At 60.9% G+C, this 12,306-nt stretch carries 9 protein-coding genes and 1 pseudogene; 1 reads left to right on the top strand and 9 read right to left on the bottom strand.

The annotated features are described in order from the left end of the window. Nucleotides 1-5 precede the first annotated feature (5 nt). From ACA055_RS00695 to ACA055_RS00665, 7 genes are all read right to left on the bottom strand, one after another. The gene (locus tag ACA055_RS00695; RefSeq protein ID WP_497681915.1) at nucleotides 6-2,102 is read right to left on the bottom strand and encodes an efflux RND transporter periplasmic adaptor subunit; all 2,097 of its coding nucleotides are present in this window, start codon (nucleotides 2,100-2,102) and stop codon (nucleotides 6-8) included. Then, a complete protein-coding gene (locus tag ACA055_RS00690) occupies nucleotides 2,103-3,422 on the bottom strand; it encodes an efflux RND transporter periplasmic adaptor subunit (RefSeq protein ID WP_497681914.1) in 1,320 nt (439 codons plus the stop codon). Next, on the bottom strand, nucleotides 3,419-4,201 hold the full coding sequence (locus ACA055_RS00685) for an efflux RND transporter periplasmic adaptor subunit (RefSeq protein ID WP_497681913.1): 783 nt from the start codon (nucleotides 4,199-4,201) through the stop codon (nucleotides 3,419-3,421). Before ACA055_RS00685 ends, ACA055_RS00690 begins: the two co-directional genes overlap by 4 nt. Nucleotides 4,202-4,279: 78 nt before the next feature. Then, complete coding sequence (locus ACA055_RS00680) at nucleotides 4,280-5,857, bottom strand: efflux transporter outer membrane subunit (protein WP_497681912.1); 1,578 nt, start codon at nucleotides 5,855-5,857, stop codon at nucleotides 4,280-4,282. Then, nucleotides 5,854-6,918 carry an HlyD family secretion protein gene (locus ACA055_RS00675; protein ID WP_497681911.1) on the bottom strand — a complete coding sequence of 355 codons (1,065 nt, stop codon included), beginning with the start codon at nucleotides 6,916-6,918 and terminating at the stop codon, nucleotides 5,854-5,856. Before ACA055_RS00675 ends, ACA055_RS00680 begins: the two co-directional genes overlap by 4 nt. A 26-nt stretch (nucleotides 6,919-6,944) precedes the next feature. Beyond that, nucleotides 6,945-8,477: an MFS transporter gene (locus tag ACA055_RS00670; protein WP_497681910.1), complete on the bottom strand. Its 1,533-nt coding sequence runs from the start codon at nucleotides 8,475-8,477 to the stop codon at nucleotides 6,945-6,947. Nucleotides 8,478-8,694: 217 nt separating this feature from the next. Next, on the bottom strand, nucleotides 8,695-9,615 hold the full coding sequence (locus ACA055_RS00665) for a LysR family transcriptional regulator (RefSeq protein ID WP_497681909.1): 921 nt from the start codon (nucleotides 9,613-9,615) through the stop codon (nucleotides 8,695-8,697). A 151-nt stretch (nucleotides 9,616-9,766) separates the two neighbouring features. On the opposite strand from ACA055_RS00665, the gene ACA055_RS00660 reads away from it, so the two are divergent. Further along, nucleotides 9,767-10,597, top strand: coding sequence for an RHS repeat-associated core domain-containing protein (locus tag ACA055_RS00660; RefSeq protein ID WP_497681908.1), 831 nt, complete (start codon nucleotides 9,767-9,769; stop codon nucleotides 10,595-10,597). 399 nt (nucleotides 10,598-10,996) lie between these two features. Here ACA055_RS00660 and ACA055_RS00655 read toward each other — a convergent pair. Both ACA055_RS00655 and ACA055_RS00650 read right to left on the bottom strand, forming a co-directional pair. After that, nucleotides 10,997-11,194: pseudogene (locus ACA055_RS00655) on the bottom strand (ABC transporter permease); the annotation flags it as partial. A 31-nt stretch (nucleotides 11,195-11,225) separates the two neighbouring features. Then, nucleotides 11,226-12,113: a TauD/TfdA dioxygenase family protein gene (locus ACA055_RS00650; protein ID WP_497681907.1), complete on the bottom strand. Its 888-nt coding sequence runs from the start codon at nucleotides 12,111-12,113 to the stop codon at nucleotides 11,226-11,228. Nucleotides 12,114-12,306: the final 193 nt, after the last annotated feature.

Here is a 12,306-nt window from a genome sequence, read left to right as displayed (position 1 = left end):
TCTCCTTAGAAACCGCTTTCCCTCACACCCAGCGCGGCCATGCGCCGCCAGGCAACGCCCAGCAATGACTCCCCGCGCCCCTGCAACACCACGATGCCGCGCAACGGCTGCACCGGCGTTGCGGCTTTATCGAGGATGCTCAACCGCGCGCCATATTGCCCCTGTACCGGCTCAGCCCGTTGATGCTGATCCCGGCGCACGGCGATGGGCCCGTGGTGATCAGAGGTCAGGGCTTCCTGATCGACATAAGACGCGCCATTGGTGTCGATTTCGGTCAATTGCACAGCGAGCGCTGGATGCATCGGGTCATCCGCGATGAACCGTCCGCTGGCACCAGGGGCGACACGCCAGAGCTCGGCTTCAGCCAGATAGCCACGCAGCCGCACACCGTCCTCGACCACCCGCACGAGCGGCTCTTTAGTCGAAAGCCAGCGCCCGACCGTCAACTGCGGCAACAGATCACGCACCTTGCCGCCATGGGGTGCGCGCAGCAGCAAGCGTTCCCGTTGCGCGGCCAGTCCGCGGTACTCGGCGACGGCCTCGGCCAGGCGTTGCTCGACAATGCCGGCGTCCGCGGCCGTCTCGCTGCGACTCGCCTGACGGCGCATTTGCAACTGCTGGATCTGGATTTCCCGGCGAACGATGGCCTGGCGCGAATCCAGGTCCGGCGACTCCAGTTCTATCAGCACATCGCCTTGGGCGACCGTCTGGCCGTCATGCACATTCAGCGTTTTGACCCGCGCCGCCACTGGCGCGTGCAGAGCGCTGGCGCGTCCGGCCTCCAGCATCGTCGGCAACTCCACGGCGCTGCGCCACGGCAACACCAGCACCAACACCAACCCGAGCAATGCCAGGCTACTGAGCAAGACTCGCGGGCCATAAGCCTGTTCGCGGCGACTCCACCATTGGCGCCACTCACTCAAGATCGGCAGGAAGATGAACCACGCCAGTTCCACCAGCATCAGGACGATACCCAACACCTTGAAGAACAGGTGATACACCGCCAGCGCAATCCCGAAAAACAACGCCGCACGCCACAGCCATGCGCCGTAGCCCCAGATCAGCAATCGCCGCTGCATCTTCGGCGACCAGGGCTCCGGTGCCTCGGCGCCGTAACCGAACAAGAACTCGCGCAGGCGCCAGCGACACAGGGCAAAAGCCCGGCTTTGAAGGTTGTCCACCTCCCAGAAATCGCTGAGCAGAAAATAGCCATCGAAACGCATGAACGGGTTGAGGTTGATCACCAGCGTAGTGACCCAAGTAGCACTGGCCAACATGAATGCCGCTGTACGTGCCGGTCCGTCAGGCAACAGCGACCAGGCCAGCAGCGCGATACTCGCCAGCAGCAATTCGGCCAACACCCCACCGGCACCGATCAGCAATCGGGCACGACGATCATTAATCCGCCAGGCATCACTGACATCGGTATAGAACATCGGCAGCAACACCATGAACGCCACCCCCATGCTCTGCACCCGGCAACCGGCGCGCTTGGCCATGAAGGCGTGACCGAACTCGTGGCAAAGCTTGGCGAAAAACAGCGCCACGCCGAACGCCAGCGCGCCGCCGAGACTGAACAGGTGCGGAAAGGTGCCGATGAACCGCTGCCAGTCCCGAGACACCAGAAACACCCCGAGGCCCAGCGTGGCAGGCAAACCATAGCGCAGCGCTTGCGGCCCAAAACGCTCCAGCCAAGGCCAGGCACGATTGAGGAAAGCGTCCGGGCGCCATAGCGGAATCCGGAAAAACAGGTATTGATGCAGCAGAACTTGCCACAGCGTCTGGCGTTGGGCGGCGGTCTTCAAGCTGTAGCTGGCGCGCTGCTGCGGATCGAGGGCGCTGATCAGATCGTGGCTGCGCAAAAAAACCAGCAGCTGCTCCAGCTCGACGCCCGCTAGCGGCAGCCCTGGCTCGCGATTGGCTGCGCGCAGCACTTGCTCCGGATCACCCAGGGACCAATGGCGCAGCAGGCGCATTGCCGCCGCGCCGAGTTTGAAATAACGCCCGCGCACCGGGTCCGCCAGGGTCCAGCGCGGTGAACCGTCCAGCGCCGGTGAAGCAGGCGTGAGTTGTAAATCCGCGCGCAGGCTCGGCAGGCTCATCTACAGCCCCACACTCTGGCGCAGACCGGCCAGGGGTTTTCGTAGCAGGTACAGCGCCAGCGGTGCGCGATCGCCGAACACTTTCGCCGTCCCGCGCAAGCCGATCCGTGGCGGCGCTTGCTCGAAACCGGCATCGAGCCGATAAGCCAACTGTCCGCCTGCCGTGGGTTGTGCTTCGTAGGCGGCGCGTTCGAGCCGGGCCAGGTGTCGCTGCAACGGATCACTGTCGAGAAACAACGCGACTTGCGCGCCCGGCTCCAGAGAAATCGCATCGCCAACCGCCAGCTCGATGCGCAACTCCGCCTGGTTCGGATCAGCAACTTCCATCAGTCGTTCACCGGTCTGTACCGGTTTACCGGTCCAGCGCTCGGCGTCGGCGAACACCGCGATGCCGTCGCGCTCGGCACGCACTTCGCTGCGTTTGAGCAACTCGCGGGCGTAATCGCGTTCGGCGCGTTTTTGCTCGACGCGTGCGGCCAGCAGATCGATCTTCGAACTGGATTCGGCGTCGGCGAAGGCGCGTTGCGAGTTAGCCTTGAGTTCGGCCTCGGCCACGCCCAATGCACGCTCGGCCACATCGGCCTGAGCCTTGAGCGTGGTGCCTTCGAAGCGCAGCAGCAAGTCACCGGTTTTCACCGTCTGATTGGGTTTGACCAGGAACTCGGCAATCACCCCGTCCAAGGGCGCCGCGACCACCCGACCGCCCAGCGGCACGACTTCGGCCGGCGCCAGCACCGATTGCCGCACCGGGATCAACAACCCAAGCAACAACACGGCGACCAGCGCGGCCTGACGTTTTCGGGTCCAGCGCAATCGCCAGTGTTTTCGCGGTTGCAGAGCCAGCCAGGCGTGGCTGTACGTGTCGCCCAATTGCGACAGCAGCACTTGTTCGGAAGGGTTCCACGGCAGGTCCCGGGCCAGCCACAGACCGCCGAACACCTCGCCTTGATGATCGATCAGGGGCAGCCAGAACACCTGAGCGGCGGAAAGACTTTGCCAATCCGCCTGAATCGATTCGCTGACGAGATCGGGCGGGATCACCCGCGCCTGCTTCAGCACCTCGCGCTTGAACAACTGCGCCACCGCCTGCTCGACGAATGCCACAAACGGCGCATTCGGCTCCACCACGCTGACCCCGGTGACGGCCTGCACCTTGCCGGCAATCAACAATGCGGCATGACGGAAACCGAACAATGCCTGACCGTCATTGACCAGGCTGTAGGCCAGTTGCGCAGGATTGCGTGCGGCGCGGGTCAGCCGTTCAAGATCAAGGAAACGGCCGAACACCTGTTCGGCGCCACCCGCGACCGGAGCGTTCACTTGAACTCCGCAAAATGCGCCGTTCCGCTCATACCCGCCAACAGACCACTGGCGCTGGGCAACGTCGCCACCAGCAGCAAGGTCTGGCTGCCTTCATCAATTCGCGCGCCCAACCGTTTGACGGTGGCATCCAGCGGCTGACCGGTTTCATCAGGAACAAAGCTGAAGGTCTGGCCGGGCTTGAGTTTGCCCATCCAGCGCGACGGAATCAGCAGATGGATTTCCAGCGTCCGATTGTCGACCACATCCAGCAACGGCGCGCCGGCGGGGACACTTTCAAAACGCTGGACCTTGCGCTCGACAACCTGCCCGTCAAACGGCGCCACCACACTGCAGCGTTTGACCTGAACCTGATAAACCTGGGACTGCGCCTGTGTTTCGCTGAGCTTGGCCTCGGCCCGCGCCACTTCGAAACGCCCCACCGAATTCAACGCGGCCAACTGCTTATTGTGAGCCAGCTCCTCACCGGCACCCCGATTGGCCGCTTGCGCCGCATTGAGCTGAGCCTGATAAGCCGAGCAATCGAAACGCGCCAGGGTATCGCCCTTCTTGAACGACTCACCCTCACTGAACGGCAACTCGACAATGCGCCCGGACAACTCACTGGCGAGCATCGCCTGATCCCGGGCCCGCAACACACCACGCGCCTCACTACCGGCCTGCGCACTACTGCCGACGGCACCACTTTCCAGCAGCGGATCGTCTGGAACGGGCGTTTGCGCCTGAACTGCGAACGTTATAAAGGTCAATCCAATAACCAAATCCCGAATACGCCGCATAACCGTAACTCCCTGACGGATTAGCGGAGTCTATGACAGCGTGGGTGAGCGTCAAGTGGACGGCTTTCATTCGGGGGATCAGCGCTGCGCCGTCTCAGCTAGTGGATACACCGACTCCCATCCCCCACCCAACGCCTTGTACAACCCGACCATCGCCAGTGACACCCCGGTCGAACTTTCCACCCATTGCTCCTGAGTCGCCAACAACGCGCCTTGCACCGTCAGCACGTTAACGAAATCCACCACTCCTTCCACGTATTGCTGTTGCGCGGTGCGCAGAGCGATCTGGTTCTGGCGCACGGCTTCGGCCAGGCTGTCGCGGCGCAATTGGCTGGCGTTGTAGGCGGTCAGTTGATCGTCGATTTCATGCCAGGCGCGCAACACGGTTTGCTGGTAGGCGATTGCAGCTTCCTGTTGCTGTGCTTCGCGCAGGTGCAATACGCCGCGCAAGCGACCGCCATCGAACAACGGCAAGCTGAATTGCGGGCCGATGCCGAACGCGCGTGAGCCCCATGAACCGAAATCGCTCAGTTGCATGGCTTGGGAGCCGACGTTGCCCGACAGCGTAATGCGCGGGTAGAAATCGCCCTTGGCCACGCCGATGTTCGCGGTGGCAGCATGCAGGCGAGCTTCGGCCTGGCGGATGTCGGGGCGGCGTTCGGCCAGTTGCGACGGCAGGCCGATGGCGACCTGACGCGGGGTTGGCGGCACCGGAGCGTCTGTGGATAACTCGGCATGCAGCGCTTGGGGCGGTTCACCCATCAGCAAGCTCAGAGCGTTGATCAGTTGCGACTGACGTTGCTCCAGCGCTGGCAGGCGCGATTCAATGGCGGCGACTTGCGCGGCCGCTTCGGCGACATCCAGGTCGGTGGCAACACCGTCGGCCAGGCGCAGTTGCGAGAGTTTCAGGCTGTGCCGAGCAACGTCGAGATTCTGCTCGGTGACGACTCGCGTACTTTGCACGCCGCGCAGTTGAATGTAGTCCTGCGCGGTTTCAGCGAGGACCGACAGCAACACACCACGGCGATCGTTTTCCGCGACTTCCAGGGTGGCGTCCGCAGCTTCGGTTTCACGGCGCACCCGGCCCCAGAAATCCAGCTCCCAGGAAGCCGAAAAGCCAGCGTCCCACAGGTTGAACGCAGAGTTGCCGTTGTTCCCCGACGGATCGTTCAGGCCTTCGCCGCTGTTGCGTTTGCGCCCGTAGCTGCCAGTGGCGGCGGTGTTGGGGTAACGGTTGGCGGTGATCACCTGACGCGCGGCGCGACTTTGTTGCAAGCGGCTGCTGGCGAGTTTCAAGTCGAGGTTGTCGGTCAGTGCGCGCTGGGTCAGGGCCGAGAGTTTCGGATCGTGGAACACCTCCCACCAGCGTTCGTCCATGGTTTCGGCGACGGCTTGGCTGGCGGCAGCCTTTGATGGTTTCGACCACTCGGCGACTTGATGTGCCTGAGGTTTTTGGAAGTTTGGGCCGACGGTGCAGGCTGAAAGGCTCATCACAAGTACGGCGTAAAAAGTGAGTCGAGACTGAGGGCCTCTTCGCGAGCAGGCTCGCTCCCACAAAGAATCACTTTTTGATCCGCTATCGTGTGCATTGCACCTACCCAATGTGGGAGCGAGCCTGCTCGCGAAGGCGTCAGCACGACCAATGAAAATCTTCATCGCTGAACAACCTCATGCTTGTCGGCACTAGCCGTATCAATACTCGCCTCCACCGACATCCCCACCCGCAACCGTTCGGCCAGTGGCTGCCCAGGTTCCAGCACAATCTTCACCGGAATTCGCTGCACAACCTTGGTGAAATTACCGGTAGCGTTATCCGGTTTGATCGAGGCGAACGTCACACCGGTGGCCGGCGCGATACTCTCGACCCGACCGCTCAACGCCGCGCCGCCGAGGCTGTCGACGCGCACCTGCACGTCTTGACCCGGCTGCACGTCAATCAATTGGGTTTCCTGAAAATTGGCGACCACATAAGCCTGCGCCAGCGGCACCACTGCGAGGATTTTGCTGCCTGGCGTGACGTAAGCGCCCACCCGCACAGCGCGCTCGCCGACCATACCGTCCTGAGGCGCGACAATCCGCGTATAGGACAGCTCGAAACTGGCCATTTCCAGTGCCGCTTGCGCCCGTTTCAGTCCACCTTCAGCCGCGTCGCGCTGAGCCGTGAGAATCTCCACCTGCTTGCGCTCCGCCGCCAGCACCGCCGTGGCGTTGGCCAGCCGAGCGGTGGCCTGGTCGATACGCGTCCGCGCTTGCTGAGCATTTTGCACCGTACCGGCACCAACGCCGGCGAGGTGGTTGTAGCGATTCAGTTCATGTTGGGCGAAGGCCATTTCAGCCTTGGCCGACACGACCGTGGCTTGTGCCTGAGCGATCACCGAGGTCTGACGCTCCAGGGTTGCCCGCGCGTTTTGCAGTTGTGCCCTCGCCATCAACGTTTCCGCGTCGGCCGCTTGAGCGGCGGCACGCAAATCCCGGTCATCGATCAACGCCAGTAACTGGCCGGCCTTGACCTGCTGGTTGTCTTCCACCAGCACTTCCTTAATGAACCCGGCGACACGCGGCACCACCAGCGTGAAGTCCGCCGAGACAAAGGCGTCATTGGTGTTCTGCTGTGTGCGCTTGCCGAACAGGCCGGGCACCAGCAGATAGACCAGCACGCCGACCGCTAACGCTGCGGCAACACCGACAGCCACTTTTTGCTTTGCATACGTCGTCATAAAAACCTTCTGTTTCAATGAAGCATTCAAGTCGGCGCGCGCGGCGGATAGGTCCGCGTCGGCAGCCAGAAAATCAGCAGGATCAGCGCCAGGGCGACGCCGGCCATGCACAGATAAAGATCCGATGCCGTCAGCACCACGGCCTGCTCATGCAGCCGATGGGCAAGGCCCGCACTGTCGCTGTCGGCCAGGGGTGAGTTGCCGAGGTTGTCCACCAGCATCGTCGAGTGGAAATGCAGCCGTGAGGTGGTCAGTGCCTCGATCACACCGGTGGCAATCACCGCCGCCAGGCCCTTTACGGTGTTGAACCAGGCCGAAGCGTACGGTCCTTCCATCGGGCTGATGCTGCCGGTAGCGAGCATCAACAGCGGCAGCACCGCCATGGGCTGACCAAAGATTTGCAGCCATTGCAGGACGTAGAAGTCATCGCGAATCCACACCGACGTCAGCTGCGAACCACCGATGCACGACAGCACCAGCATGCTCAGGCCGAGGCCCAACACCCAGCGACAATCGACCCAGCGCAGGTTGCACAGCGCCGCCACCAACGGCAGTGCGATCAACTGCGGCAGCGCCGCCAGCAGCATGATCGGCGCGGTTTGAATCGGGCGATAACCCTGTACCTGCGCCAGATAGCTGGAGGGAATAATGATCACCGCCAGCAGCACCACCAACACGCCGGCCAGCGTCATCAGGGCGAACGACAGGTTGCGGATGCCGAGCATCTGCATCTTGAAAAACGGGATCGGCTGCGACCACTCGTTGATCAGAAACAGCACCAGCAACAGCAACCCGCCACCGAGCAATCCGCAGATCAGGCTGGATTCGAACCAGTCCAGGCGATTGCCCTGCAGGATGCCGATCACCAGCATGCAGATCGCCGGGAATCCCAGCAGCAAACCGCGCCAGTTGAATTGCTTGAAGCGCTCCATCCGCAATGGGTCCTGAGGCAGACCGTACGCCACCGCGACCATGGCAATCAGGCACGGCGCGATGATTTGCCAGAAGGTCCACTGCCAGCCGACATACTCGGTCCACAACCCGGCCAGCGGCGTGCCGAGTCCTGGGCCAAAAGTGGCCGTCAGGGCATAACCGGCGAGGCCGTAGAGCTTCACGTTGGCCGGCAAAAAGCGCAGCGCGACGGTCATCAACATCGGTGGCAACGCACCACCCGCCAGGCCTTGCAAGGTGCGCATGACCAGCAAACTTTCATAGGTCGGGGCGAACGGGCACAACACCCCCAACAGCGTGAAAACGCCGATGGCCCAAAGGGTGAACCGCCGCAACGAGAACGTCACCGCACACCACGGCGCAAAGGCCATGGCGGCCACCGAGGTCGCGGTGTAACTGGCGACCAGCCAGGTGCCTTCGTCATAGCCGATGGCCAACGCGCCGCGGATATCGGCCAGGGCAACTTTGGTCACCATCTCGTTCAGGCCCGACACCAGCACCGCCAGCAACACGCCGACCAGGCCAATGATGATCCGCGGGCCGAAGGCCGCTGGCGCGGCCGCTGGGCTGGCCGCGGCGAGAGGTGCCGTGACCGTGAGGGAAGTCATGGACTGCAAGCTCCGGAAGGGAATACCGGTGCATTTTAAGAAGTGTCGATGCTGACGAAAATTGACTTATTGGCAGTTTATAAGTGCGTTCTACGCAGCAATACCAAACCCTGTGGGAGCGGGCTTGCTCGCAAAGGGGCCATCCCATCCAACATCAATGGTGCCTGATCCACCGCTTTCGCGAGCAAGCCCGCTCCCACAGGGATTGCCATCAATCTTAAATTGGCTGCGCAGCCAACCACGTCTCATCGCAACAGGTCTTCAGTGTTTCGCGCATCCAGCGATGCGCCGGATCCTTGTCGAAACGCGGGTGCCAGGCCTGGGTCAGCATGATGGTTGGCAACGGAATCGGCAGGGTGAATGAACGCAGCTTCAACCCCAGGCGCCGCACGCTCAGCAGCGCTTCCTTGGGCACCGGCAAGATCAGGTCGGAATCCGGCAAGGCAAACATCGCCGCGTGAAAACTCGGCGCAATCACCGCCACCCGCCGCTCCAGTCCCAAAGCATTGAGCGCCGTATCAATCGGCCCACGGGCGATCCCTCGACGCGACATGCTGATATGAGAAAACCCGGCGTAACGCTCGGCGGTGATCTCTGCATCAAACAGCGGGTGATCCTCGCGCACCAGTCCGACAAAGTGGGTGGAGAACAGGTTCTGCACCTTTACTTCCGGCATCACCGGCCGGTTGTTGCTGACGCTCAAATCGATGCGTCCTTCGCGCAAGGCTTCGTCATCCCCGTCGCCTTCCGGGACAAAGCGCAATTCACAATGCGGGGCCTGGCGCTCCATGGTGTCGAACAGCTTGCCGCCGTAGACCCCCACGAAAAAGTCGTTGGCGCGAATGCTGAAACGCCGACGCAGACTGCGCAAATCAACGTCGTCGGCCGAGCGAAACAGCAACGCCGCCTGCTCCACCACGTCCCGCACCTGTTCACGCAACGCCAGCGCCTTGGGCGTCGGCACCAAACCGCGACCGGCGCGCACCAGGATCGGATCGCCGATCGCCTCGCGAATCCGCGTCAACGTCCGGCTCATGGCTGCCGGGCTGAGGTTCATCCGCCGCGCGGCGCCCACCACACTGCCCTCGTCGAGCAGAGCGTCGAGGGCGACCAGGAGATTCATGTCTGGGAGTTGCATTGTGAGCACTCATGACTGTTCAGGATTGAGTCAGGTGCAATGTTAGCAGCGTTGCTATCAGGCTCCGACCCTAGCAGTTCTGATAGTTCACACCGTCGAACCGACCGAGTAAAACTGGAGGCCTTAAGTCTATCCAAAGAAGACACTTTCCATGGACCACATCGACACGACTCAACGACGCACTGTGCTATTGGCGACCGACCACAAAAACTCGGTGCTCGTCGAAGTGCGTGCAGACATGACCAACCACATTGCTTATTCCGCCTACGGCCATCAGTCCGCGCAACAGGAAGTCGTGACGCAGCTGGGCTTCAACGGCGAACTGCGCGAGGCGCAGATCGGTTGGTATTTGCTGGGCAACGGCTACCGCGCTTACAACCCGCGACTGATGCGCTTCCATAGCCCGGACAATTTGAGTCCGTTTGGTAAGGGAGGGTTGAATACGTACATGTATTGCGGCGGGGAGCCGGTGATGAATTCGGATCCGACGGGGCATTTTGTATCAGCGTTGATAGGACAAACGAAAAACGTCTTCACCCGAGTTTTCAGTACGACGGCAACAGCGGCCAGAAACGTTGCCAACAGGACTGCGAGCTTGATCAGTAGTGGTTCTGCTCAGTTTTCTGACGCTTTTGCCAGTGCAAAACAAGCGGTGGTCAAAGCTACGATAGGTCTTGAGCCATTCCCTGTACCTCCAACGCGTCAGATCAAGTCATTAGCCACTGGGAGTCCCGTCGCTCGTCCGGTTTCCATCTCCTATCGCCCCAACCATCCGAGACAACAAATTAAGATCGCCCAACAAACCAAGCTTGAAAACTCTCGCGGTCAGGTTAAAAAATCTGTGGGCATCGGCGCTGAAAGACTCGGCAATCAACCTAATAACGGCAACAGCTACCACGTATTTGCTGCTCTCGATGGAAAGCAGAGTACTCAGATAATGAATATGAATGGAAACGCCCGCACTGTCCGCACGGCTTCTTAGATGACCCACCAAAATGGCACCTATCCCATGAAGGCTTGGACATGACTCAACACAACCCTGTTGATCAAAAGCATCTACGTTGGCAACGCACCCTACTGCTGGCGACCGACAGCAGTCAGTCGGTTATCGCCGAACTAGCTGACGGCGAGGCTAACGCCATCGCTTACTCCGCCTACGGTCATCAGTCCGCAAAAAAAGAAGTCGTGACGCAACTGGGCTTTCCTTGCTCTCGATGCCTTCATCTTTATCAGAACCGATCGGTACCCTTGGGACACCTGCCTCCAGGCGTCAATTTCAACTTCGTCGAGCAGACCTGGATCGAAAGGACGGACTCACAACTTCAACGGCAATACGGCAAAGAAGGAGCTAGGACTAACGCTATTAGGTTACAACTCCTCCTCACCGCTGCATCCCCCACCGCTTCACCGTCACCCGCTCCAACGTATCAAACACCAGATTCTCCACCAGCAACCCAATGAGAATCACCACCGCCAACCCGGCAAACACCTTGTCGGTATACAGCTCATTGCGATTCTGAAAGATGTACCACCCCAACCCGCCCTTGCCGCTGGGAGCGCCAAACACCAACTCAGCGGAAGACGTTTGGACATGATGGTTCTCCGACAAATCAGAAAGGCGCGTCGCCCTGGATGGTGGTGCGAAACAGCTTGCGGCGCAGATGGTTGGGGCATCCGGCGGCAAGGTGGATCAGCGAACGGTTGTCCCAGAACACCAGGTCGTGGGGCTGCCATTGATGGCGATAGATGTTTTGCGGCAGCACGCTGTGTGCATAGAGCTCGTCAAGCAGTTGCTTGCTCTCGTCTTCCGGCAAACCGACGATGCGGGTGGTGAAACCTTCGCTGACGAACAACGCCTTGCGGCCGTTTTCCGGGTGGGTGCGCACGATGGGATGGACGACTTCGGCGACCTGAGCGAGCTGTTCGGACGTCAGGGTCGGGCGCCAATTGCCTTCGAATTTGGTTTCGCTGTAACGCGCCGTGTAGGAGTGCGCCGCCGAGCGACCTTCGACCGCTTTGCGCAATGCCTCGGGCAGGTTGTCCCAGGCTTTGTGCATGTCGGCGAACAGCGTGTCGCCGCCTTCGGACGGCAGTTCCTGGGCGTGGAGCATCGAGCCAAGGCTCGGCAGCTCTTTGTAGGAAAGATCGGAATGCCAGAACTTGCCGGCGTCACCGAGGCCGATGGATTGGCCGTTTTCGATGATGTTGGAAACGATGAGAATTTCCGGATGCCCTGCCAGCAGAAACTGTTTGAGCACGTGAATCTGCAACACGCCGAAACGGCGGCTGAAGGCGATCTGTTGTTCGGGAGTAATGCGTTGGTCGCGGAACACCACCACGTGATGATCCAGGTGCGCGCGGTGAATACGGGCGAAGTCCTGGTCATTGATCGGGCGGGCCAGGTCGAGGCCGATGATTTCGGCACCGACCGCACCACTGAACGGGCGGATTTCGAAGAGTTGCGGCGCGATGCTTTGAGATAAAGAGACTACTGACATAAATCACTCCCACGCACGGCACGCTCAAAGGCGCGCGCGTCGATCAGAAACTCACGGAGGTCCCGTGTTGGTTCGTGTCGTGCGGCGCGCCGATTGGTCGGCAGGTACGCAGGAGGATGACTTTATAGATATAAGAACTTGAATTTAAATACCGTTAGTGAATAACCATATGGCTTATTTCGCCTATGCTGCT

Source organism: Pseudomonas sp. LBUM1657, assembly GCF_059716075.1.
Note: the sequence above shows the minus strand (reverse complement) of the source record. Positions and strands in the feature narration are given on the sequence as shown.